This window comes from Salmonella sp. 32082101201600294FB01SM01 (genome assembly GCF_017572865.1).
Classification (GTDB): Bacteria; Pseudomonadota; Gammaproteobacteria; order Enterobacterales; family Enterobacteriaceae; genus Salmonella; species Salmonella enterica.
In genome coordinates, this window is the sequence record NZ_JAGESB010000001.1 from 1,095,146 (window position 1) to 1,118,716 (window position 23,571).

Annotated in this window: 31 protein-coding genes and 2 tRNA genes; 30 read left to right on the plus strand and 3 right to left on the minus strand. The window is 45.2% G+C overall.

Annotated elements, in window-relative coordinates:
* The first annotated feature begins 198 nt into the window (after window positions 1-198).
* The 30 genes from spiC to ssaU all read left to right on the plus strand — a co-directional run bounded on the left by spiC (window position 199) and on the right by ssaU (window position 21,628).
* Window positions 199-600, plus strand: coding sequence for an SPI-2 type III secretion system protein SpiC (gene spiC, locus J4645_RS05285; RefSeq protein ID WP_001562740.1), 402 nt, complete (start codon window positions 199-201; stop codon window positions 598-600).
* A 1-nt stretch (window position 601) separates the two neighbouring features.
* Entirely contained in the window at window positions 602-2,095 is a 1,494-nt protein-coding gene (gene spiA, locus J4645_RS05290) for an SPI-2 type III secretion system protein SpiA (protein WP_000261286.1), read from the plus strand.
* Entirely contained in the window at window positions 2,076-3,287 is a 1,212-nt protein-coding gene (gene ssaD / locus J4645_RS05295; RefSeq protein WP_023215619.1) for a SctD family type III secretion system inner membrane ring subunit SsaD, read from the plus strand. Before spiA ends, ssaD begins: the two co-directional genes overlap by 20 nt.
* A 7-nt stretch (window positions 3,288-3,294) precedes the next feature.
* Window positions 3,295-3,537 carry a YscE family type III secretion system co-chaperone SsaE gene (ssaE, locus tag J4645_RS05300; protein WP_000210202.1) on the plus strand — a complete coding sequence of 81 codons (243 nt, stop codon included), beginning with the start codon at window positions 3,295-3,297 and terminating at the stop codon, window positions 3,535-3,537.
* Between the two features lie 202 nt (window positions 3,538-3,739).
* Window positions 3,740-4,066: an SPI-2 type III secretion system chaperone SseA gene (gene sseA, locus J4645_RS05305; protein ID WP_000972855.1), complete on the plus strand. Its 327-nt coding sequence runs from the start codon at window positions 3,740-3,742 to the stop codon at window positions 4,064-4,066.
* Between the two features lie 6 nt (window positions 4,067-4,072).
* Window positions 4,073-4,663 (plus strand): SPI-2 type III secretion system translocon protein SseB, encoded by a 591-nt coding sequence (gene sseB / locus J4645_RS05310; protein WP_000094427.1) that lies wholly within the window; start codon window positions 4,073-4,075, stop codon window positions 4,661-4,663.
* Window positions 4,660-5,133, plus strand: a complete 474-nt coding sequence (gene sscA / locus J4645_RS05315) for a SycD/LcrH family type III secretion system chaperone SscA (protein WP_000711023.1) — start codon at window positions 4,660-4,662, stop codon at window positions 5,131-5,133. The genes sseB and sscA overlap by 4 nt, the downstream gene beginning before the upstream one ends.
* A gap of 2 nt (window positions 5,134-5,135) precedes the next feature.
* Window positions 5,136-6,590 (plus strand): SPI-2 type III secretion system translocon protein SseC, encoded by a 1,455-nt coding sequence (gene sseC, locus J4645_RS05320; RefSeq protein ID WP_001527831.1) that lies wholly within the window; start codon window positions 5,136-5,138, stop codon window positions 6,588-6,590.
* A 15-nt stretch (window positions 6,591-6,605) separates the two neighbouring features.
* Window positions 6,606-7,193 carry an SPI-2 type III secretion system translocon protein SseD gene (sseD, locus tag J4645_RS05325; RefSeq protein WP_023214679.1) on the plus strand — a complete coding sequence of 196 codons (588 nt, stop codon included), beginning with the start codon at window positions 6,606-6,608 and terminating at the stop codon, window positions 7,191-7,193.
* Window positions 7,194-7,195: 2 nt separating this feature from the next.
* Entirely contained in the window at window positions 7,196-7,612 is a 417-nt protein-coding gene (gene sseE / locus J4645_RS05330; RefSeq protein WP_000249602.1) for an LcrR family type III secretion system chaperone SseE, read from the plus strand.
* A gap of 51 nt (window positions 7,613-7,663) precedes the next feature.
* Window positions 7,664-8,098, plus strand: coding sequence for a SycD/LcrH family type III secretion system chaperone SscB (gene sscB / locus J4645_RS05335; RefSeq protein ID WP_000979963.1), 435 nt, complete (start codon window positions 7,664-7,666; stop codon window positions 8,096-8,098).
* A 15-nt stretch (window positions 8,099-8,113) separates the two neighbouring features.
* Window positions 8,114-8,896, plus strand: coding sequence for a type III secretion systems effector SseF (gene sseF, locus J4645_RS05340; RefSeq protein WP_000690713.1), 783 nt, complete (start codon window positions 8,114-8,116; stop codon window positions 8,894-8,896).
* A complete protein-coding gene (gene sseG, locus J4645_RS05345) occupies window positions 8,893-9,582 on the plus strand; it encodes a pathogenicity island 2 effector protein SseG (RefSeq protein ID WP_023215681.1) in 690 nt (229 codons plus the stop codon). The genes sseF and sseG overlap by 4 nt, the downstream gene beginning before the upstream one ends.
* 93 nt (window positions 9,583-9,675) lie before the next feature.
* A complete protein-coding gene (gene ssaG / locus J4645_RS05350; RefSeq protein WP_000350226.1) occupies window positions 9,676-9,891 on the plus strand; it encodes a type III secretion system needle filament protein SsaG in 216 nt (71 codons plus the stop codon).
* The gene (locus tag J4645_RS05355) at window positions 9,869-10,159 is read left to right on the plus strand and encodes an EscG/YscG/SsaH family type III secretion system needle protein co-chaperone (RefSeq protein WP_000444713.1); all 291 of its coding nucleotides are present in this window, start codon (window positions 9,869-9,871) and stop codon (window positions 10,157-10,159) included. The genes ssaG and J4645_RS05355 overlap by 23 nt, the downstream gene beginning before the upstream one ends.
* Before the next feature lie 11 nt (window positions 10,160-10,170).
* Entirely contained in the window at window positions 10,171-10,419 is a 249-nt protein-coding gene (ssaI, locus tag J4645_RS05360; RefSeq protein WP_001562742.1) for a SctI family type III secretion system inner rod subunit SsaI, read from the plus strand.
* The gene (ssaJ, locus tag J4645_RS05365) at window positions 10,416-11,165 is read left to right on the plus strand and encodes an SPI-2 type III secretion system apparatus lipoprotein SsaJ (protein ID WP_000868146.1); all 750 of its coding nucleotides are present in this window, start codon (window positions 10,416-10,418) and stop codon (window positions 11,163-11,165) included. Before ssaI ends, ssaJ begins: the two co-directional genes overlap by 4 nt.
* 17 nt (window positions 11,166-11,182) lie before the next feature.
* Window positions 11,183-11,731: a type III secretion system domain-containing protein gene (locus tag J4645_RS05370; RefSeq protein ID WP_001531605.1), complete on the plus strand. Its 549-nt coding sequence runs from the start codon at window positions 11,183-11,185 to the stop codon at window positions 11,729-11,731.
* Window positions 11,728-12,402 (plus strand): SPI-2 type III secretion system apparatus protein SsaK, encoded by a 675-nt coding sequence (gene ssaK / locus J4645_RS05375; RefSeq protein ID WP_000011206.1) that lies wholly within the window; start codon window positions 11,728-11,730, stop codon window positions 12,400-12,402. The genes J4645_RS05370 and ssaK overlap by 4 nt, the downstream gene beginning before the upstream one ends.
* Window positions 12,368-13,384 carry an SPI-2 type III secretion system apparatus protein SsaL gene (gene ssaL, locus J4645_RS05380; RefSeq protein ID WP_077908887.1) on the plus strand — a complete coding sequence of 339 codons (1,017 nt, stop codon included), beginning with the start codon at window positions 12,368-12,370 and terminating at the stop codon, window positions 13,382-13,384. The genes ssaK and ssaL overlap by 35 nt, the downstream gene beginning before the upstream one ends.
* A 57-nt stretch (window positions 13,385-13,441) precedes the next feature.
* Window positions 13,442-13,810 carry an SPI-2 type III secretion system apparatus protein SsaM gene (gene ssaM, locus J4645_RS05385; RefSeq protein WP_000383700.1) on the plus strand — a complete coding sequence of 123 codons (369 nt, stop codon included), beginning with the start codon at window positions 13,442-13,444 and terminating at the stop codon, window positions 13,808-13,810.
* A complete protein-coding gene (gene ssaV, locus J4645_RS05390; protein ID WP_001258230.1) occupies window positions 13,795-15,840 on the plus strand; it encodes an SPI-2 type III secretion system apparatus protein SsaV in 2,046 nt (681 codons plus the stop codon). The genes ssaM and ssaV overlap by 16 nt, the downstream gene beginning before the upstream one ends.
* The gene (gene ssaN, locus J4645_RS05395) at window positions 15,830-17,131 is read left to right on the plus strand and encodes a SctN family type III secretion system ATPase SsaN (protein WP_000787224.1); all 1,302 of its coding nucleotides are present in this window, start codon (window positions 15,830-15,832) and stop codon (window positions 17,129-17,131) included. Before ssaV ends, ssaN begins: the two co-directional genes overlap by 11 nt.
* A 2-nt stretch (window positions 17,132-17,133) precedes the next feature.
* Complete coding sequence (ssaO, locus tag J4645_RS05400) at window positions 17,134-17,511, plus strand: SPI-2 type III secretion system apparatus protein SsaO (RefSeq protein ID WP_000449093.1); 378 nt, start codon at window positions 17,134-17,136, stop codon at window positions 17,509-17,511.
* Entirely contained in the window at window positions 17,492-17,866 is a 375-nt protein-coding gene (gene ssaP / locus J4645_RS05405) for an SPI-2 type III secretion system apparatus protein SsaP (RefSeq protein ID WP_001223304.1), read from the plus strand. The genes ssaO and ssaP overlap by 20 nt, the downstream gene beginning before the upstream one ends.
* On the plus strand, window positions 17,847-18,815 hold the full coding sequence (gene ssaQ, locus J4645_RS05410; RefSeq protein ID WP_000944198.1) for an SPI-2 type III secretion system cytoplasmic ring protein SsaQ: 969 nt from the start codon (window positions 17,847-17,849) through the stop codon (window positions 18,813-18,815). The genes ssaP and ssaQ overlap by 20 nt, the downstream gene beginning before the upstream one ends.
* 67 nt (window positions 18,816-18,882) lie before the next feature.
* Window positions 18,883-19,530: an SPI-2 type III secretion system export apparatus protein SsaR gene (gene ssaR, locus J4645_RS05415; RefSeq protein WP_000056367.1), complete on the plus strand. Its 648-nt coding sequence runs from the start codon at window positions 18,883-18,885 to the stop codon at window positions 19,528-19,530.
* Complete coding sequence (ssas, locus tag J4645_RS05420; protein ID WP_000999982.1) at window positions 19,527-19,793, plus strand: SPI-2 type III secretion system apparatus protein SsaS; 267 nt, start codon at window positions 19,527-19,529, stop codon at window positions 19,791-19,793. The genes ssaR and ssas overlap by 4 nt, the downstream gene beginning before the upstream one ends.
* Window positions 19,794-20,573, plus strand: a complete 780-nt coding sequence (gene ssaT, locus J4645_RS05425; protein ID WP_000068771.1) for an SPI-2 type III secretion system apparatus protein SsaT — start codon at window positions 19,794-19,796, stop codon at window positions 20,571-20,573.
* Window positions 20,570-21,628, plus strand: a complete 1,059-nt coding sequence (ssaU, locus tag J4645_RS05430) for an SPI-2 type III secretion system apparatus protein SsaU (protein ID WP_001291707.1) — start codon at window positions 20,570-20,572, stop codon at window positions 21,626-21,628. The genes ssaT and ssaU overlap by 4 nt, the downstream gene beginning before the upstream one ends.
* A 167-nt stretch (window positions 21,629-21,795) precedes the next feature.
* On the opposite strand, the gene J4645_RS05435 is transcribed toward ssaU, so the two are convergent.
* The 3 genes from J4645_RS05435 to mdtK all read right to left on the minus strand — a co-directional run bounded on the left by J4645_RS05435 (window position 21,796) and on the right by mdtK (window position 23,484).
* Window positions 21,796-21,872: transfer RNA gene (locus J4645_RS05435), tRNA-Val, on the minus strand.
* Window positions 21,873-21,882: 10 nt separating this feature from the next.
* Window positions 21,883-21,959 (minus strand) — tRNA-Val (locus J4645_RS05440).
* 151 nt (window positions 21,960-22,110) lie between these two features.
* Window positions 22,111-23,484: a multidrug efflux MATE transporter MdtK gene (gene mdtK, locus J4645_RS05445; RefSeq protein WP_060634064.1), complete on the minus strand. Its 1,374-nt coding sequence runs from the start codon at window positions 23,482-23,484 to the stop codon at window positions 22,111-22,113.
* Window positions 23,485-23,571 lie beyond the last annotated feature (87 nt).

Sequence of the window (23,571 nt, forward strand, 5' to 3'; positions counted from 1 at the left end):
TTTCAAATTGTAATTTTTTATGTCAATACTGAAAGTGTAATTGTAAATTTATCGGAAAATCCGAATGATAGAATCGCCTGTCACAAGGTGTATGTAGACAGCATCCTGATATTGTACAAGAAGAGTATAGTCGAAATAAATGTGAATCAGGCTTTTTACGGATGTGGTTGTGAGCGAATTTGATAGAAACTCTCATTTATGTCTGAGGAGGGATTCATGCTGGCAGTTTTAAAAGGCATTCCATTAATTCAGGATATCAAGGCCGAAGGTAATAGCCGATCCTGGATAATGACTATTGATGGGCATCCTGCCAGAGGAGAAATTTTCTCAGAAGCATTTTCTATTTCTTTGTTCTTAAATGACCTGGAAAGCTTACCTAAGCCTTGTCTTGCCTATGTGACACTACTGCTTGCAGCACACCCGGATGTCCATGATTATGCTATACAGCTCACAGCGGATGGAGGATGGTTAAACGGTTATTATACCACAAGTAGTAGCTCTGAGCTTATTGCTATTGAGATAGAAAAACACCTGGCTTTAACTTGCATTTTAAAAAATGTAATACGCAATCACCATAAACTTTATTCGGGTGGGGTATAAAATGGTAGTAAATAAACGTTTAATTTTAATTTTACTATTTATACTCAATACGGCAAAGAGTGATGAGTTATCATGGAAAGGTAATGACTTCACCCTTTATGCCAGACAAATGCCATTAGCAGAGGTTTTACATCTGCTCTCAGAGAACTATGATACGGCTATTACTATTAGCCCATTGATAACAGCTACATTTAGTGGAAAAATTCCGCCTGGACCACCGGTCGATATTTTGAATAACCTGGCAGCACAATATGATTTGCTTACCTGGTTTGATGGTAGCATGTTATATGTATATCCTGCATCGTTATTAAAACATCAGGTTATCACTTTCAATATTTTATCTACTGGGCGGTTCATTCATTACTTACGCAGCCAGAATATCCTTTCATCACCGGGATGCGAGGTTAAAGAAATTACCGGTACCAGAGCTGTGGAGGTGAGCGGTGTTCCCAGTTGCCTGACCCGTATTAGTCAATTAGCTTCAGTGCTGGATAATGCGTTAATCAAACGAAAAGACAGTGCGGTGAGTGTAAGTATATATACGCTTAAGTATGCCACTGCGATGGATACCCAATACCAATATCGCGATCAGTCCGTCGTGGTTCCTGGGGTCGTGAGTGTATTGCGTGAGATGAGTAAAACCAGCGTCCCGGCGTCATCGACGAACAATGGTTCACCCGCTACACAGGCATTGCCCATGTTTGCTGCCGACCCACGCCAGAATGCAGTGATCGTTCGTGATTATGCGGCCAATATGGCCGGGTATCGGAAACTCATCACAGAATTAGATCAACGCCAGCAGATGATAGAGATTTCGGTGAAAATTATCGATGTTAATGCTGGCGATATTAACCAGTTAGGCATCGACTGGGGAACGGCAGTGTCGCTGGGTGGCAAGAAAATTGCGTTCAATACAGGTTTGAATGACGGTGGAGCTAGCGGTTTTTCAACGGTAATCAGCGATACCTCAAACTTTATGGTGCGTTTGAATGCCCTGGAAAAAAGCTCTCAGGCTTATGTACTTTCCCAGCCATCTGTGGTGACTTTAAATAATATCCAGGCTGTGCTGGATAAGAATATTACTTTCTATACCAAACTGCAGGGAGAAAAAGTGGCTAAACTTGAATCCATCACTACGGGTTCTTTGTTGCGCGTTACACCTCGCTTGTTAAATGACAATGGCACGCAAAAAATAATGCTTAATCTTAATATTCAGGATGGACAACAAAGTGATACGCAAAGCGAAACAGACCCGCTGCCCGAAGTGCAAAATTCTGAAATTGCTTCGCAAGCCACATTATTGGCCGGGCAAAGTCTATTGCTGGGAGGATTTAAACAAGGTAAACAAATCCACTCGCAAAACAAAATCCCTTTATTGGGAGATATTCCTGTCGTAGGTCATTTGTTTCGCAATGATACGACTCAAGTGCATAGTGTAATCAGGCTTTTTTTGATTAAAGCCTCAGTAGTAAATAATGGCATATCTCATGGTTAATCCAAAGAGCTCATGGAAAATACGTTTTTTAGGTCACGTTTTACAAGGCCGGGAAGTATGGCTGAATGAAGGTAACCTGTCACTGGGGGAGAAAGGATGCGATATTTGTATTCCGCTTACTATAAATGAAAAAATTATTCTGAGAGAACAGGCAGATAGTTTATTTGTTGATGCCGGGAAAGCCAGAGTTAAAGTTAACGGCCGCAGATTTAATCCAAATAAACCGCTACCATCCAGTGGGGTTTTGCAGGTTGCGGGAGTGGCTATCGCGTTTGGTAAACAGGATTGTGAACTTGCTGATTATCAAATACCCGTTTCCAGATCAGGGTACTGGTGGTTGACTGGCGTATTCTTGATTTTCATCGGTGGAATGGGTGTCCTGTTAAGTGTTGGCGGTCAGCCTGAAACGGTAAATGACTTACCTTTGCGGGTTAAGTTTTTATTAGACAAAAGCAATATTCATTATGTGCGGGCGCAATGGAAAGAAGATGGAAGCCTGCAGTTGTCCGGATATTGTTCGTCAAGCGAACAGATGCAAAAGGTGAGAGCGACTCTCGAATCATGGGGGGTCATGTATCGGGATGGTGTAATCTGTGATGACTTATTGGTACGAGAAGTGCAGGATGTTTTGATAAAAATGGGTTACCCGCATGCTGAAGTATCCAGCGAAGGGCCGGGAAGCGTGTTAATTCATGATGATATACAAATGGATCAGCAATGGCGTAAGGTTCAACCATTACTTGCAGATATTCCCGGGTTATTGCACTGGCAGATTAGTCATTCTCATCAGTCTCAGGGGGATGATATTATTTCTGCGATAATAGAGAACGGTTTAGTGGGGCTTGTCAATGTTACGCCAATGCGGCGCTCTTTTGTTATCAGTGGTGTACTGGATGAATCTCATCAACGCATTTTGCAAGAAACGTTAGCAGCATTAAAGAAAAAGGACCCCGCTCTTTCTTTAATTTATCAGGATATTGCGCCTTCTCATGATGAAAGCAAGTATCTGCCTGCGTCAGTGGCTGGCTTTGTACAGAGTCGCCATGGTAATTACTTATTACTGACGAATAAAGAGCGTTTACGTGTAGGGGCATTGTTACCCAATGGGGGAGAAATTGTCCATCTGAGTGCCGATGTGGTAACGATTAAACATAATGATACTTTGATTAACTATCCATTAGATTTTAAGTGAGTGGAAAATGACAACTCTGACCCGGTTAGAAGATTTGCTGCTTCATTCGCGTGAAGAGGCCAAAGGCATAATTTTACAATTAAGGGCTGCCCGGAAACAGTTAGAAGAGAACAACGGTAAGTTACAGGATCCGCAGCAATATCAGCAAAACACCTTATTGCTTGAAGCGATCGAGCAGGCCGAAAATATCATCAACATTATTTATTATCGTTACCATAACAGCGCACTTGTAGTGAGTGAGCAAGAGTAAAGTAAAAATATCTTAGAGCCTATCCCACCAGGCGTTAATTGGCGCAGCCAGCCTGGACACGGATAGCGCGCAAAAACCGGAGCGTACACGTAGTACGTGAGGATTTTGAGCACTGCCCAGGTCCAAAATGGCAAGTAAAATAGCTCTAATGGGATAGGCTCTTAGTTAGCACGTTAATTATCTATCGTGTATATGGAGGGGAATGATGATAAAGAAAAAGGCTGCGTTTAGTGAATATCGTGATTTAGAGCAAAGTTACATGCAGCTAAATCACTGTCTTAAAAAATTTCACCAAATCCGGGCTAAGGTGAGTCAACAGCTTGCTGAAAGGGCAGAGAGCCCCAAAAAGAGCAGAGAGACAGAGAGTATTCTTCATAACCTATTTCCACAAGGCGTTGCCGGGGTTAACCAGGAGGCCGAGAAGGATTTAAAGAAAATAGTAAGTTTGTTTAAACAACTTGAAGTACGACTGAAACAACTTAATGCTCAAGCCCCGGTGGAGATACCGTCAGGAAAAACAAAAAGGTAAAGCATAATGTCTTCAGGAAACATCTTATGGGGAAGTCAAAACCCTATTGTGTTTAAAAATAGTTTCGGCGTTAGCAACACTGATACCGGGGGGCAGGATGACTTATCCCAGCAAAATCCGTTTGCCGAAGGGTATGGTGTTTTGCTTATTCTCCTTATGGTTATTCAGGCTATTGCAAACGATAAATTTATTGAAGTCCAGAAGAACGCTGAACGTGCCAGAAATACCCAGGAAAAGTCAAATGAGATGGATGAGGTGATTGCTAAAGCAGCAAAAGGGGATGCTAAAACCAAAGAGGAGGTGCCTGATGACGTAATTAAATACATGCGCGATCACGGTATTCTCATCGATGGTCTGACCATTGATGAATATATGGCTAAATATGGCGATCATGGGAAGCTGGATAAAGGTGGTCTACAGGCGATCAAAGCGGCTTTGGATAATGACGCCAACCGGAATACCGATCTTATGAGTCAGGGGCAGATAACAATTCAAAAAATGTCTCAGGAGCTTAACGCTGTCCTTACCCAACTGACAGGGCTTATCAGTAAGTGGGGGGAAATTTCCAGTATGATAGCGCAGAAAACGTACTCATGAAAAAAGACCCGACCCTACAACAGGCACATGACACGATGCGATTTTTCCGGCGTGGCGGCTCGCTGCGTATGTTGTTGGATGACGATGTTACACAGCCGCTTAATACTTTGTATCGCTATGCCATGCAGCTTATGGAGGTAAAAGAGTTCGCCGGCGCAGCGCGACTTTTTCAATTGTTGACGATATATGATGCCTGGTCATTTGACTACTGGTTTAGGTTAGGGGAATGCTGCCAGGCTCAAAAACATTGGGGGGAAGCGATATACGCCTATGGACGCGCGGCACAAATTAAGATTGATGCGCCGCAGGCGCCATGGGCCGCAGCGGAATGCTATCTCGCGTGTGATAACGTCTGTTATGCAATAAAAGCGCTAAAGGCCGTGGTGCGTATTTGCGGCGAGGTCAGTGAACATCAAATCCTCCGACTACGTGCAGAAAAGATGTTACAGCAACTTTCTGACAGGAGCTAAAAATGAATCGAATTCACAGTAATAGCGATAGCGCCGCAGGAGTAACCGCCTTAACACATCATCACTTAAGCAATGTCAGTTGCGTTTCCTCGGGTTCGCTGGGAAAGCGCCAGCATCGTGTGAATTCTACTTTTGGCGATGGCAACGCCGCGTGTCTGCTGTCAGGGAAAATTAGTCTTCAGGAGGCAAGCAATGCGTTGAAGCAACTGCTTGATGCCGTACCCGGAAATCATAAGCGTCCATCATTGCCTGACTTTTTGCAGACCAATCCCGCGGTTTTATCAATGATGATGACGACATTAATACTCAGCGTTTTTGGTAATAACGCTCAATCGTTATGCCAACAGCTTGAGCGGGCAACTGAGGTGCAAAATGCATTACGTGATAAGCAGGTAAAGGAGTATCAGGAGCAGATCCAGAAAGCGATAGAGCAGGAGGATAAAGCGCGTAAAGCGGGCATTTTTGGCGCTATTTTTGACTGGATTACCGGCATATTTGAAACCGTGATTGGCGCCTTAAAGGTTGTGGAAGGTTTTCTGTCCGGTAATCCCGCAGAAATGGCTAGCGGCGTAGCTTATATAGCCGCAGGTTGTGCAGGAATGGTTAAAGCCGGAGCCGAAACGGCAATGATGTGCGGTGCTGACCACGATACCTGTCAGGCGATTATTGACGTGACAAGTAAGATTCAATTTGGTTGTGAAGCCGTCGCGCTGGCACTGGATGTTTTCCAGATTGGCCGTGCTTTTATGGCGACGAGAGGTTTATCTGGCGCAGCTGCAAAAGTGCTTGACTCCGGTTTTGGCGAGGAAGTGGTTGAGCGTATGGTTGGTGCAGGGGAAGCAGAAATAGAGGAGTTGGCTGAAAAGTTTGGCGAAGAAGTGAGCGAAAGTTTTCTCAAACAATTTGAGCCGCTTGAACGTGAAATGGTTATGGCGAATGAGATGGCAGAGGAGTCTGCCGAGTTTTCTCGTGAGGTAGAAAATAATATGACGCGAAGCGCGGGAAAAAGCTTTACGAAAGAGGGGGTGAAAGCCATGGCAAAAGCAGCGGCAAAAGAAGCCCTGGAAAAATATGCGCAAGAAGGGGGAAAATTTCTGTTAAAAAATTTTCGTAAGAAAGTTCTCTGGAATATGTTCCAAAAAATCCTGTATGCCTTACTGAGGGATTGTTCATTTAAAGGCTTACAGGCTATCAGATGTGCAACCGAGGGTGCCAGTCAGATGAATACTGGCATGGTTAACACAGAAAAAGCGAAGCTCGAAAAGAAAATAGAGCAATTAATAACTCAGCAACGATTTCTGGATTTCATAATGCAACAAACGGAAGACCAAAAAAAGATAGAACAAAAACGCTTAGAGGAGCTTTATAAGAGTAGCGGTGCCGCGCTTAGAGATGTATTAGATACCATTGATCACTATAGTAGCGTTCAGGCGAGAATAGCTGGCTGTCGCGCTTAATCTGAGGATAAAAATATGGAAGCGAGTAACGTAGCACTGGTATTACCAGCGCCTTCCTTGTTAACGCCTTCTTCCAGTCAAGCTCCCTCCGGGGAGGGAATGGGTACTGAATCAATGCTTCTGTTATTTGATGATATCTGGACGAAGCTAATGGAGCTTGCCAAAAAGTTGCGCGATATCATGCGCAGCTATAACGTAGTAAAACAACGGCTGGGCTGGGAACTGCAAGTCAATGTTTTACAGACGCAAATGAAAACAATTGATGAAGCGTTTAAAGCATCAATGATTACTGCGGGTGGCGCAATATTGTCGGGAGTGCTGACGATAGGATTAGGGGCTGTAGGCGGGGAAACCGGTCTTATAGCGGGTCAAGCCGTAGGCCACACAGCTGGGGGCGTCATGGGCCTGGGGGCTGGTGTAGCGCAACGTCAAAGTGATCAAGATAAAGCGATTGCCGACCTGCAACAAAATGGGGCCCAATCTTATAATAAATCCCTGATGGATATTATGGAGAAAGCGGCTGAAATTATGCAGCAAATCATCGGTGTGGGGTCGTCACTGGTCACGGTTCTTGCTGAAATACTCCGGGCATTAACGAGGTAAATATGGTGCAAGAAATAGAGCAATGGTTGCGTCGGCATCAGGTGTTTACTGAGCCTGCATATTTAGGGGAGACCGCCATATTACTTGGGCAACAGTTTATATTATCGCCTTACCTGGTGATCTATCGTATTGAGGCAAAAGAAATGATTATTTGTGAGTTCAGGCGCCTGACGCCCGGGCAACCTCGACCACAGCAATTGTTTCACTTACTGGGACTTTTACGCGGGATATTTGTGCATCACCCGCAGTTAACATGTTTAAAGATGTTGATAATCACCGACGTTCTGGATGAAAAAAAAGCCCTGCTACGCAGGAAATTATTGCGCATCCTGACAGTAATGGGAGCGACCTTTACACAGCTTGATGGCGATAACTGGACAGTTTTATCCGCCGAGCATCTTATCCAGCGACGTTTTTAAATGACCTTCCTGACGTAAATCATTATCACGTGAAAATAACAATCAATAGGTATGATGATGAAAGAAGATCAGAAAAATAAAATACCCGAAGACATTCTGAAACAGCTATTATCCGTTGATCCGGAAACCGTTTATGCCAGTGGTTACGCCTCATGGCAGGAGGGGGATTATTCGCGCGCCGTAATCGATTTTAGCTGGCTGGTGATGGCCCAGCCATGGAGTTGGCGTGCCCATATTGCATTGGCTGGCACCTGGATGATGCTTAAAGAATACACGACGGCCATTAATTTCTATGGACATGCCTTAATGCTGGATGCCAGCCATCCAGAACCGGTTTACCAAACGGGCGTCTGTCTCAAAATGATGGGGGAACCCGGGTTGGCGAGAGAGGCTTTTCAAACCGCAATCAAGATGAGTTATGCGGATGCCTCATGGAGTGAGATTCGCCAGAATGCGCAAATAATGGTTGATACTCTTATTGCTTAAATAACAGAACGAAATATGAAAATTCATATTCCGTCAGCGGCAAGTAATATAGTCGATGGTAATAGCCCTCCTTCCGATATACAAGCGAAGGAGGTATCGTTTCCTCCCCCTGAAATTCCAGCCCCAGGTACCCCCGCAGCCCCGGTGCTGCTTACGCCTGAACAAATAAGGCAGCAGAGGGATTATGCGATACATTTTATGCAATACACTATTCGTGCGCTGGGTGCGACAGTCGTGTTTGGGTTATCGGTTGCTGCAGCGGTAATTTCTGGCGGGGCAGGATTACCCATTGCTATTCTTGCGGGGGCGGCGCTCGTGATTGCTATTGGGGATGCTTGCTGTGCGTATCATAATTATCAATTGATATGTCAGCAAAAGGAGCCGTTACAAACCGCCAGTGATAGCGTTGCTCTTGTGGTCAGTGCGCTGGCCTTAAAATGTGGGGCAAGTCTTAACTGCGCTAACACCCTTGCTAATTGTCTTTCTTTATTAATACGTTCAGGAATCGCTATTTCTATGTTGGTTTTACCCCTACAGTTTCCACTGCCCGCCGCTGAAAATATTGCGGCCTCTTTGGACATGGGGAGTGTAATTACCTCCGTTAGCCTGACGGCGATAGGTGCGGTACTGGATTATTGCCTTGCCCGCCGCTCTGGCGACGATCGGGAAAATTCTGTTGATGAACTTCATGCCGATCCCAGTGTGTTATTGGCGGAACAAATGGCATCGCTCTGTCAATCTGCTACTACACCTGCATTAATGGACAGTTCTGGTCATACATCTCGGGGAGAACCATGAAACCTGTTAGCCCAAATGCTCAGGTAGGAGGGCAACGTCCTGTTTACGCGCCTGAGGAATCACCTCCATGTCCCTCATTGCCACATCCGGAAACCAATATAGAGAGTGGTAGAATAGGACCTCAACAAGGAAAAGAGCGGGTATTGGCTGGACTTGCGAAACGAGTGATAGAATGTTTTCCAAAAGAAATTTTTAGTTGGCAAACGGTCATTTTGGGCGGACAGATTTTATGCTGTTCCGCTGGAATAGCATTAACAGTGCTAAGTGGTGGAGGCGCACCGCTCTTAGCCCTGGCGGGAATTGGCCTTGCTATTGCCATTGCGGATGTCGCCTGTCTTATCTACCATCATAAACATCATTTGCCTATGGCTCACGACAGTATAGGCAATGCCGTTTTTTGTATTGCTAATTGTTTTGTCAATCAACGCAAAAGTATGGCGATTGCTAAAGCTGTCTCCCTGGGAGGTAGATTAGCCTTAACCGCGACGGTAATGACGCATTCATACTGGAGTGGTAGTTTGGGACTACAGCCTCATTTATTAGAGCGCTTTAATGATATTACCTACGGACTAATGAGTTTTACTCGCTTCGGTATGGATGGGATGGCAATGACCGGTATGCAGGTCAGCAGCCCATTATATCGTTTGCTGGCCCAAGTGACGCCAGAACAACGTGCGCCGGAGTAATCGTTTTCAGGTATATACCGGATGTTCATTGATTTCTAAATTTTGCTATGTTGCCAGTATCCTTACGATGTATTTATTTTAAGGAAAAGCATTATGGATATTGCACAATTAGTGGATATGCTCTCCCACATGGCGCACCAGGCAGGCCAGGCCATTAATGACAAAATGAATGGTAATGATTTGCTCAACCCAGAATCGATGATTAAAGCGCAATTTGCCTTACAGCAGTATTCTACATTTATTAATTACGAAAGTTCACTGATCAAAATGATCAAGGATATGCTTAGTGGAATCATTGCTAAAATCTGAAGTTATTAGCGACGATGTTCGACGGTTGCTGCTGGAAATCATGTTTGCGGGCGTTAACCATAGCCTGATTTCCCAGGTACATGCGATGTTACCAGCGCTAACGGTTATTGTTCCGGATAAAAAATTACAGTTGGTATGTCTGGCATTATTGTTGGCGGGTTTAAATGAGCCGCTAAAAGCCGCGAAAATTTTATCGGATATTGATTTGCCAGAGGCTATGGCGCTGCGTCTGTTATTTCCTGCACCAAATGAGGGGTTTGAAAATTGAATATTTCTGATATGAGCGTAGTGCCTGTAAGCACTCAATCTTATGTAAAGTCCTCTGCAGAACCGAGCCAGGAGCAAATTAATTTTTTTGAACAATTGCTGAAAGATGATGCATCCACCAGTAACGCCAGTGCTTTATTACCGCAGGTTATGTTGACCAGACAAATGGATTATATGCAGTTAACGGTAGGCGTCGATTATCTTGCCAGAATATCAGGCGCAGCATCGCAAGCGCTTAATAAGCTGGATAGCATGACATGAAGGTTCAGCGTATAGTATTTCTTACTGTCCTTACGTTCTTTCTTACGGCATGTGATGTGGATCTTTATCGCTCATTGCCAGAAGATGAGGCGAATCAAATGCTGGCATTACTTATGCAGCATCATATTGATGCGGAAAAAAAACAGGAAGAGGATGGTGTAACCTTACGTGTCGAGCAGTCGCAGTTTATTAATGCGGTTGAGCTACTTAGACTTAACGGTTATCCGCATCGGCAGTTTACAACGGCGGATAAGATGTTTCCGGCTAATCAGTTAGTGGTATCACCCCAGGAAGAACAGCAGAAGATTAATTTTTTAAAAGAACAAAGAATTGAAGGAATGCTGAGTCAGATGGAGGGCGTAATTAATGCAAAAGTGACCATTGCGCTACCGACTTATGATGAGGGAAGTAACGCTTCTCCGAGCTCAGTTGCCGTATTTATAAAATATTCACCTCAGGTCAATATGGAGGCCTTTCGGGTAAAAATTAAAGATTTAATAGAAATGTCAATTCCTGGGTTGCAATACAGTAAGATTAGTATCTTGATGCAGCCTGCTGAATTCAGAATGGTACCTGATGTACCCGTGAAACAAACATTCTGGATTATGGACGTGATCAACGCCAATAAAGGGAAGGTGGAGAAGTGGTTGATGAAATACCCTTATCAGTTGATGTTATCGTTGACAGGACTGTTAATAGGAGTGGGCATCCTGATCGGCTATTTTTGCCTGAGACGCCGTTTTTGAGCCGACCTGATCCCGAGGTGTTGCAACTTTATCGTTATTTCTGGCAACCTGCTCGTTACGCTGTACCGGAATGGCTTGATAAGCTGGGTTTTCATCCTTCAAACTGCTGGCGTTATGGCGATCGGCCCGAGTTGGATCGTCTTCTTGACAGAGCGTTAAATAGACTAAGGGGAAGCTCTGTTATTCCAGCCTGTTTAAATGACAGGCAAAAACGGCAGGTTCGTCTTGCGCCGCGTATATCGGCATTTGCCTTTGGGCTGGGATTATTCAAACTCAGGTGCAGTGACTATTTTATGCTACCAGAGTATCGGCAATTGCTTCTACAGTGGTTTAGCGAGGATGAGATCTGGCAGCTATATGGTTGGTTGGGGCAAAGAGATGGCAAATTACTTCCTCCGCAAGTGATGCAACAAACTGCATTGCAGATCGGTACCGCCATTCTTAATCGGGAAGCGCATGACGATGCGGTTTTACATGCGCTATTAGTATTATTACCCCCTCCGCAGCGTATACTTTGGCCGAAGACTTCTCTTACCGAGATTATCTTCATGGAGCATTTGCTATGAGTTTCACTTCACTTCCACTGACGGAAATTAACCATAAGCTACCCGCTCGAAATATTATTGAGTCACAGTGGATAACATTACAATTAACTTTATTTGCACAAGAGCAACAAGCTAAGAGAGTTTCACATGCTATTGTGAGCTCCGCTTACCGTAAGGCTGAAAAAATCATCCGAGACGCCTATCGTTATCAGCGTGAACAGAAAGTTGAGCAGCAACAAGAACTAGCGTGGTTGCGTAAAAATACGCTGGAAAAAATGGAAGTGGAATGGCTGGAACAGCATGTAAAACATTTACAAGACGATGAAAATCAATTTCGTTCATTGGTCGATCAAGCAGAGCATCATATTAAAAATAGTATAGAACAGGTTCTGTTGGCCTGGTTCGACCAACAGTCGGTAGACAGTGTTATGTGCCATCGTCTGGCACGCCAGGCTACGGCTATGGCGGAAGAGGGAGCGCTTTATTTGCGTATTCATCCTGAAAAAGAGGCATTGATGCGTGAAACTTTTGGCAAGCGGTTTACGTTGATTATCGAGTCTGGTTTCTCTCCCGATCAGGCTGAACTTTCCTCAACACGATATGCCGTTGAATTTTCACTTTCTCGTCATTTCAACGCGTTACTGAAATGGTTACGTAATGGTGAAGATAAAGGAGGTAGCGATGAATATTAAAATTAATGAGATAAAAATGACGCCCCCTACAGCATTTACCCCTGGCCAGGTTATAGAGGAACAAGAGGTTATTTCGCCTTCAATGTTAGCTCTCCAGGAGTTACAGGAAACGACGGGGGCAGCGCTCTATGAGACGATGGAAGAAATAGGAATGGCGCTGAGTGGTAAACTGCGCGAAAGTTATAAATTCACTGATGCTGAGAAACTGGAGCGCAGACAGCAGGCTTTGCTGCGTTTGATAAAACAAATACAGGAGGATAATGGAGCACCGTTGCGTCCGCTTACCGAAGAGAATAGTGATCCTGATTTACAGAATGCGTATCAAATTATCGCTCTTGCAATGGCGCTTACTGCCGGCGGGTTGTCAAAAAAGAAAAAACGCGATTTGCAATCGCAACTGGATACGCTTACAGCGGAGGAGGGATGGGAACTTGCCGTTTTTAGTTTACTGGAACTTGGCGAAGTGGATACCGCTACGCTGTCCTCGCTGAAGCGTTTTATGCAACAGGCGATAGACAACGATGAAATGCCCTTATCGCAGTGGTTCAGACGCGTGGCAGACTGGCCGGATCGCTGTGAACGGGTCCGTATTTTGCTAAGAGCGATAGCCTTTGAACTTAGCATATGCATCGAACCCTCGGAGCAAAGTCGTTTGGCCGCAGCATTAGTACGTTTGCGTCGTTTGTTGTTATTCCTTGGCCTTGAAAAAGAGTGCCAGCGTGAGGAGTGGATTTGCCAGTTGCCGCCTAATACATTACTGCCGCTACTACTCGATATTATTTGTGAGCGCTGGCTTTTCAGTGATTGGTTGCTTGATAGACTTACCGCTATAGTTTCTTCATCGAAGATGTTCAATCGGCTACTCCAACAACTTGATGCGCAGTTTATGCTGATACCCGATAACTGTTTTAACGACGAAGATCAACGTGAACAAATTCTCGAAACGCTTCGTGAAGTAAAGGTAAATCAGGTTTTATTCTGATACCTGGCTTTCAATATTTAGGTAAATTGGCGTTCTGGCTCATCATGAGGCGGCAGGATGGATTGGGATCTCATTACTGAACGTAATATTCAGCTTTTTATTCAATTAGCAGGATTGGCTGAACGGCCTTTAGCAACCAATATGTTCTGGCGGCAAGGACAATATGAAACCTATCTAAACTATCATAACGGTCGTATTCACTTATGTCAGATACTCAAGCAAACCTTCTTAGACGAAGATCTGCTTTTTAAAGCCTTAACTCACTGGAAACCTGCAGCGTTCCAGGGTATTCCTCAGCGATTATTTTTGTTGCGCGACGGGCTTGCAATGAGCTGTTCTCCTCCTCTTTCCAGCTCCGCCGAGCTCTGGTTACGATTACATCATCGACAAATAAAATTTCTGGAGTCGCAATGCGTTCATGGTTAGGTGAGGGAACCAGGGCGCAACAGTGGCTCAGTGTATGCGCGGGTCGGCAGGATATGGTTCTGGCGACGGTGTTATTAATCGCTATTGTGATGATGCTGTTACCTTTGCCGACCTGGATGGTTGATATCCTGATTACTATCAACCTTATGTTTTCAGTGATCCTGCTCTTAATTGCTATTTATCTTAGTGACCCTCTCGATTTATCGGTATTTCCGTCTTTATTACTTATTACTACATTATATCGTTTGTCACTCACAATCAGCACATCACGGCTGGTACTGTTACAACATAATGCCGGTAATATTGTGGATGCTTTCGGTAAGTTTGTCGTAGGAGGAAATCTCACCGTTGGGTTGGTCGTATTTACCATCATTACTATCGTGCAGTTTATTGTCATTACAAAAGGTATCGAGAGGGTGGCGGAAGTTAGCGCACGTTTCTCGCTTGATGGGATGCCAGGCAAACAAATGAGTATCGATGGCGATTTGCGTGCCGGAGTTATCGATGCAGACCATGCCCGTACATTAAGACAGCACGTCCAGCAGGAAAGCCGCTTTCTCGGTGCGATGGACGGTGCGATGAAATTTGTTAAAGGCGATACGATTGCCGGTATTATTGTTGTTCTGGTGAACATTATCGGCGGTATTATTATCGCTATCGTACAATATGATATGTCGATGAGTGAGGCTGTTCACACTTATAGCGTACTGTCAATCGGAGATGGTTTATGTGGACAAATTCCATCGCTGCTGATTTCCCTTAGCGCGGGAATTATTGTCACCCGTGTTCCGGGTGAGAAACGCCAGAACCTGGCGACAGAGTTGAGTTCTCAAATTGCCAGACAACCTCAGTCGCTCATATTAACCGCTGTGGTTTTAATGCTCCTCGCTTTAATTCCTGGCTTTCCTTTTATTACTCTCGCTTTCTTTTCAGCGTTGTTAGCATTGCCAATTATCCTCATTCGCCGCAAAAAGACTGTGGTTTCCGCAAATGGCGTCGAAGCGCCGGAAAAAGATAGTATGGTTCCCGGCGCATGTCCTCTAATCTTACGTCTTACCCCGACGTTACATTCTGCCGACCTGATTCGTGATATTGACGCCATGAGATGGTTTTTATTTGAGGATACCGGCGTCCCTCTCCCTGAGGTGAATATTGAGGTTTTGCCTGAACCCACCGAAAAATTGACGGTACTGCTATATCAGGAACCCGTATTTAGTTTATCTATTCCCGCCCAGGCGGATTATTTATTGATAGGCGCGGACGCCAGTGTGGTGGGTGATAGCCAGACGTTACCGAACGGGATGGGGCAGATATGTTGGCTTACAAAAGACATGGCCCATAAGGCGCAAGGTTTTGGACTGGACGTTTTCGCGGGCAGCCAACGTATCTCTGCCTTATTAAAATGTGTCCTGCTTCGGCATATGGGAGAGTTTATTGGTGTTCAGGAAACGCGTTATCTAATGAATGCGATGGAAAAAAACTACTCTGAGCTGGTGAAAGAACTTCAGCGCCAGTTACCCATTAATAAAATCGCTGAAACTTTGCAGCGGCTTGTATCAGAGCGGGTTTCTATTAGAGATTTACGTCTTATTTTCGGCACCTTAATTGACTGGGCACCACGTGAAAAAGATGTCCTGATGTTGACAGAATATGTCCGTATCGCGCTTCGCCGTCATATTCTGCGTCGTCTTAATCCGGAAGGAAAACCGCTGCCGATTTTGCGGATCGGCGAAGGTATTGAGAACCTCGTGCGTGAATCCATTCGCCAGACGGCAATGGGGACCTATACTGCGCTGTCGTCTCGTCATAAGACGCAGATCCTGCAACTTATCGAGCAGGCGCTGAAGCAGTCAGCCAAATTATTCATTGTCACTTCTGTCGACACCCGACGTTTCTTGCGAAAAATTACAGAAGCCACCTTGTTCGACGTACCGATTTTGTCATGGCAGGAATTAGGAGAGGAGAGCCTTATACAAGTGGTAGAAAGTATTGACCTTAGCGAAGAGGAGTTGGCGGACAATGAAGAATGAATTGATGCAACGTCTGAGGCTGAAATATCCGCCCCCTGATGGTTATTGTCGATGGGGCCGAATTCAGGATGTCAGCGCAACGTTGTTAAATGCGTGGTTGCCTGGGGTATTTATGGGCGAGTTGTGCTGTATAAAGCCTGGAGAAGAACTTGCTGAAGTCGTGGGGATTAATGGCAGCAAAGCTTTGCTATCTCCTTTTACGAGTACTATCGGACTTCACTGCGGGCAGCAAGTGACGGCCTTAAGGCGACGCCATCAGGTTCCCGTGGGCGAAGCGTTATTAGGGCGAGTCATTGATGGCTTTGGTCGTCCCCTTGATGGCCGCGAACTGCCCGACGTCTGCTGGAAAGACTATGATGCAATGCCTCCTCCCGCAATGGTTCGACAGCCTATCACTCAACCATTAATGACGGGGATTCGCGCTATTGATAGCGTTGCGACCTGTGGCGAAGGGCAACGAGTGGGTATTTTTTCTGCTCCTGGCGTGGGGAAAAGCACGCTTCTGGCGATGCTGTGTAATGCTCCAGACGCAGACAGTAATGTTCTGGTGTTAATTGGTGAGCGTGGACGAGAAGTCCGCGAATTCATCGATTTTACACTGTCTGAAGAGACCCGAAAACGTTGTGTCATTGTTGTCGCAACCTCTGACAGACCCGCCTTAGAGCGCGTGAGGGCGCTGTTTGTGGCCACCACGATAGCAGAATTTTTTCGCGATAATGGAAAGCGAGTCGTCTTGCTTGCCGACTCACTGACGCGTTATGCCAGGGCCGCGCGGGAAATCGCTCTGGCCGCCGGAGAGACCGCGGTTTCTGGGGAATATCCGCCAGGCGTATTTAGTGCATTGCCACGACTTTTAGAACGTACAGGAATGGGGGAAAAAGGCAGTATTACCGCATTTTATACGGTACTGGTGGAAGGCGATGATATGAATGAGCCGTTGGCGGATGAAGTCCGTTCACTGCTTGATGGACATATTGTGCTATCCCGACGGCTTGCAGAGAGGGGGCATTATCCTGCCATTGACGTGTTGGCAACGCTCAGCCGCGTTTTTCCAGTCGTTACCAGCCATGAGCATCGTCAACTGGCGGCTATATTGCGACGGCGCCTGGCGCTTTACCAGGAGGTTGAACTGTTAATACGCATTGGGGAATACCAGCGAGGAGTTGATACAGATACTGACAAAGCCATTGATACCTATCCGGATATTTGCACATTTTTGCGACAAAGTAAGGATGAAGTATGCGGACCCGAGCTACTCATAGAAAAATTACACCAAATACTCACCGAGTGATCATGGAAACTTTGCTGGAGATAATCGCGCGGCGTGAAAAGCAATTACGCGGCAAACTTACCGTACTTGATCAGCAGCAACAGGCGATTATTACGGAACAGCAGATTTGCCAGACGCGCGTTTTAGCAGTGACTACCAGACTGAAAGAATTAATGGGCTGGCAAGGTACGTTATCTTGTCATTTATTGTTGGATAAGAAACAACAAATGGCCGGACTATTCACACAGGCGCAGAGCTTTTTGACGCAACGGCAGCAGTTAGAAAATCAGTATCAGCAGCTTGTCTCCCGGCGAAGCGAATTACAGAAGAATTTTAATGCGCTTATGAAAAAGAAAGAAAAAATTACTATGGTATTAAGCGATGCGTATTACCAAAGTTGAAGGAAGTCTAGGGTTGCCATGCCAGTCTTATCAGGATGATAACGAGGCGGAGGCGGAACGTATGGACTTTGAACAACTCATGCACCAGGCATTACCCATTGGTGAGAATAATCCTCCTGCAGCATTGAATAAGAACGTGGTTTTCACGCAACGTTATCGTGTTAGTGGCGGTTATCTTGACGGTGTAGAGTGTGAAGTATGTGAATCAGGGGGGCTAATCCAGTTAAGAATCAATGTCCCTCATCATGAAATTTACCGTTCGATGAAAGCGCTAAAGCAGTGGCTGGAGTCTCAGTTGCTGCATATGGGGTATATAATTTCCCTGGAGATATTCTATGTTAAGAATAGCGAATGAAGAGCGTCCGTGGGTGGAGATGCTTCCAACGCAAGGCGCTACCATTGGTGAGCTGACATTGAGTATGCAACAATATCCAGTACAGCAAGGGACATTATTTACCATAAATTATCATAATGAGCTGGGTAGGGTGTGGATTGCAGAACAATGCTGGCAGCGCTGGTGTGAAGGGTTAATTGGCACCGCTAATCGATCGGCTATCGATCCTGAATTGCTATATGGAATAGCTGAATGGGGGCTGGCGCCGTTATTGCAAGCCAGTGATGCCACCCTCTGTCAGAACGAACCGCCAACATCCTGCAGTAATCTACCACATCAGCTAGCGTTGCATATTAAATGGATAGTTGAAGAACATGAGTTCCATAGCATTATTTTTACATGGCCAACGGGTTTTTTGCGCAATATAGTCGGAGAGCTTTCTGCTGAGCGTCAACAGATTTATCCTGCTCCTCCTATTGTAGTCCCTGTATATTTAGGCTGGTGCCAGCTTACATTAATTGAACTTGAGTCTATCGAAATCGGCATGGGCGTTCGGATTCATTGCTTTGGCGACATCAGACTCGGTTTTTTTGCTATTCAACTACCAGGGGGAATCTACGCAAGGGTATTGCTGACAGAGGATAACACGATGAAATTTGACGAATTAGTCCAGGATATCGAAACGCTACTTGCGTCAGGGAGCCCAATGTCAAAGAGTGACGGAACGTCTTCAGTCGAACTTGAGCAGATACCACAACAGGTGCTCTTTGAGATCGGACGTGCGAGTCTGGAAATTGGACAATTACGGCAACTTAAAACGGGGGACGTTTTGCCTGTAGGTGGATGTTTTGCGCCAGAGGTGACGATAAGAGTAAATGACCGTATTATTGGGCAAGGTGAGTTGATTGCCTGTGGCAATGAATTTATGGTGCGTATTACACGTTGGTATCTTTCCAAAAATACAGCGTAAACCTGATAAGAAAAATAATATGCGAACAATATAATAGCGTTCCAGGTCGTGTCATGAGAGATACAGTATGTCTTTACCCGATTCGCCTTTGCAACTGATTGGTATATTGTTTCTGCTTTCAATACTGCCTCTCATTATCGTCATGGGAACCTCTTTCCTTAAACTGGCGGTGGTATTTTCGATTTTACGAAATGCTCTGGGTATTCAACAAGTTCCCCCAAATATCGCACTGTATGGCCTCGCGCTTGTACTTTCCTTATTCATTATGGGGCCGACGCTATTAGCTGTAAAAGAGCGCTGGCATCCGGTTCAGGTCGCTGGCGCTCCTTTCTGGACGTCGGAGTGGGACAGTAAAGCATTAGCGCCTTATCGACAGTTTTTGCAAAAAAACTCTGAAGAAAAGGAAGCCAATTATTTTCGGAATTTGATAAAACGAACCTGGCCTGAAGACATAAAAAGAAAGATAAAACCTGATTCTTTGCTCATATTAATTCCGGCATTTACGGTGAGTCAGTTAACGCAGGCGTTTCGGATTGGATTACTTATTTATCTTCCCTTTCTGGCTATTGACCTGCTTATTTCAAATATACTGCTGGCTATGGGGATGATGATGGTGTCGCCGATGACCATTTCATTGCCGTTTAAGCTGCTAATATTTTTACTGGCAGGCGGTTGGGATCTGACACTGGCGCAATTGGTACAGAGCTTTTCATGAATGATTCTGAATTGACGCAATTTGTAACGCAACTTTTATGGATCGTCCTGTTTACGTCTATGCCGGTGGTGTTGGTGGCATCGGTAGTTGGTGTCATCGTAAGCCTTGTTCAGGCCTTGACTCAAATACAGGACCAAACGCTACAGTTCATGATTAAATTATTGGCAATTGCAATAACCTTAATGGTCAGCTACCCATGGCTTAGCGGTATCCTGTTGAATTATACCCGGCAGATAATGTTACGAATTGGAGAGCATGGTTGAATGGCACAACAGGTAAATGAGTGGCTTATTGCATTGGCTGTGGCTTTTATTCGACCATTGAGCCTCTCTTTATTACTTCCCCTATTAAAAAGTGGCAGTTTAGGGTCCGCGCTTTTACGTAATGGCGTGCTTATGTCACTTACCTTTCCCATCTTACCAATCATTTACCAGCAGAAGATTATGATGCATATTGGTAAAGATTACAGTTGGTTAGGGTTAGTCACCGGAGAGGTGATTATTGGTTTTTTAATTGGGTTTTGTGCGGCGGTTCCCTTTTGGGCCGTTGATATGGCGGGGTTTCTGCTTGATACTTTACGTGGCGCGACAATGGGTACGATATTCAATTCTACAATGGAAGCTGAAACCTCACTTTTTGGCTTGCTTTTCAGCCAGTTTTTGTGTGTTATTTTCTTTATAAGCGGCGGCATGGAGTTTATATTAAACATTCTGTATGAGTCATACCAATATTTACCACCGGGGCGTACTTTATTATTTGATCGGCAATTTTTAAAATATATCCAGGCAGAGTGGAGAACGCTTTATCAATTATGTGTCAGTTTCTCTCTTCCTGCCATAATATGTATGGTATTAGCCGATCTGGCTTTAGGTCTTTTAAATCGGTCGGCACAACAATTGAATGTGTTTTTCTTCTCAATGCCGCTCAAAAGTATATTAGTTCTACTGACGCTCCTGATCTCATTCCCTTATGCTCTTCATCACTATTTGGTTGAAAGCGATAAATTTTATATTTATCTGAAAGACTGGTTCCCATCTGTATGAGCGAGAAAACAGAACAGCCTACAGAAAAGAAATTACGTGATGGCCGTAAGGAAGGGCAGGTCGTCAAAAGTATTGAAATAACATCATTATTTCAGCTGATTGCGCTTTATTTGTATTTTCATTTTTTTACTGAAAAGATGATTTTGATACTGATTGCGTCAATAACTTTCACATTACAATTAGTAAATAAACCATTTTCTTATGCATTAACGCAATTGACTCATGCTTTGATAGAGTCATTGACTTCTGCACTGCTGTTTCTGGGCGCAGGGGTAATAGTTGCTACTGTGGGTAGCGTGTTTCTTCAGGTGGGGGTGGTTATTGCCAGCAAGGCCATTGGTTTTAAAAGCGAGCATATAAATCCGGTAAGTAATTTTAAGCAGATATTCTCTTTACATAGCGTAGTGGAATTATGTAAATCCAGCCTAAAAGTTATCATGCTATCTCTTATCTTTGCCTTTTTCTTTTATTATTATGCCAGTACTTTTCGGGCACTACCGTACTGTGGGTTAGCCTGTGGCCTGCTTGTAGTTTCTTCTTTAATAAAATGGTTATGGGTAGGGGTGATGGCTTTTTATATCGTCGTTGGCATACTGGACTATTCTTTTCAATATTATAAGATTAGAAAAGATCTAAAAATGAGTAAAGATGACGTAAAACAGGAGCATAAAGATCTGGAGGGAGACCCTCAAATGAAGACACGGCGTCGGGAAATGCAGAGTGAAATACAAAGTGGGAGTTTAGCTCAATCTGTTAAACAATCTGTTGCGGTAGTGCGTAATCCAACGCATATTGCGGTTTGTCTTGGCTATCATCCCACCGATATGCCAATACCACGCGTTCTGGAAAAAGGTAGTGATGCTCAAGCTAACTATATTGTTAACATCGCTGAACGCAACTGCATCCCCGTTGTTGAAAATGTTGAGCTGGCCCGCTCATTATTTTTTGAAGTGGAACGTGGAGATAAAATTCCTGAAACGTTATTTGAACCCGTTGCAGCCTTGTTACGTATGGTGATGAAGATAGATTATGCGCATTCTACCGAAACACCATAAATGCCTTTGGTATGCTTCTTCAGGCCACTGCGAAGGTTAAGAGGGTAATAGCGTATAGAGCAGCGCGTTGATTTGTTTGACGATAAAGATGAGAGACTGAAAATAATCGCTTTTAGCCTGACACAAGCACCAGATAGCGTATTATAAAATTAAACAAGATAATGGATTGGTGCGTCTGAATGGACTCGAACCATCGACCCCCACCATGTCAAGGTGGTGCTCTAACCAACTGAGCTACAGACGCATTAAAATGATGGTGCGTTCAATTGGACTCGAACCAACGACCCCCACCATGTCAAGGTGGTGCTCTAACCAACTGAGCTATGAACGCAACGTTGTAGGTGACAACGGGGACGAATATTAGCGTCACAACTGCAATGAGGCAAGAGGGAAATCGCAATTTTCTTCCTGAAATCACCTGATTGCGGTGGAAATATGCAACATGTCGAGAAAATAGCCGCCATGCGACGGCTATCGTCGTATTATCGCGCAGCGCGCTGCAAAATGATGGCGGACGGCTGACGTTGTAGATAGCGCATCCGTAGCATCATTAACACCGCCGCCGAGGTCAGGCCGATGATGAACCCCATCCAGAAGCCTGCCGGTCCCATACGATCAACCACCAGATCCGTTAACGCCAGGATATAACCGCTGGGTAAACCTAACACCCAGTAGGCGGTAAAGGTGATAAAAAAGATGGAACGCGTATCTTTATAACCGCGCAGAATACCGCTGCCGATAACCTGTATAGAGTCGGAAATCTGGTAAACCGCAGCGAGCAGCATTAATTGCGCGGCAAGCGTCACGACCTCAGGGTTGTCATTGTAGAGCAAAGCAATATGCTTACGCAGAGTAACGGTAAAGATCGCGGTAACCACAGCCATACAAATGCCGACGCCTAAACCGGTACGCGCTGCGGTTTGCGCATCCAGCGTTGAGCCCTGGCCCAGACGATAACCCACTCGAATCGTTACCGCCGCAGCCAGCGACATCGGCAGTACGAACATCAGCGAGCTAAAGTTAAGCGCAATCTGATGACCCGCGACATCCACAATACCTAATGGCGAAACCAGCAGCGCAACGACCGCAAACAACGTCACTTCAAAGAACAGCGCCAGCGCAATCGGCAACCCCAGTTGAATCAGGCGCTTCATGACGACGCTATCGGGTTTGCCAAAGCCTGTTTCATTACGAATATCACGCATTGAACGCGCGTGTTTAATGTAAGAAAGCATGGCGATAAACATCACCCAATAGACCGCCGCGGTCGCAACGCCGCAGCCGATACCGCCGAGTTCAGGCATACCAAAATGGCCATAGATAAAAATATAGTTCACCGGAATATTCACCAGCAGGCCCAAAAATCCCATCACCATACCCGGTTTGGTTTTGGCAAGACCTTCGCACTGGTTTCGCGCTACCTGAAAGAAAAGGTATCCTGGCGCGCCCCACAGTAGCGCGCGAAGATAACCCACGGCTTTATCGGCCAGCGCCGGATCAATATTATGCATAGAGCGGATAATGTATCCGGCATTCCACAGGACGATCATCACCAGCACGGAGACAAAGCCCGCCAGCCAGAACCCTTGTCGAACCTGATGCGCGATACGCTCACGACGGCCGGAGCCATTGAGTTGCGCAATCACAGGCGTCAAGGCCAGCAGTAAGCCGTGACCAAACAAAATGGCGGGAAGCCAGATAGAGGTGCCGATAGCGACGGCAGCCATGTCCGTAGCGCTATAGCCTCCTGCCATGACGGTATCGACGAATCCCATTGCGGTCTGTGCCACTTGCGCAAGGATCACCGGTATCGCTAACGCTAATAACTGACGCGCTTCACTGGTATACTTCTGCACGTATTCACCTTTTATTTTGTTGTTATATGAAAGACTAAAAAGCCGCCGTAGTGGCAGCCAAAAGAAATAGCAGGGGAAATTTCAGTC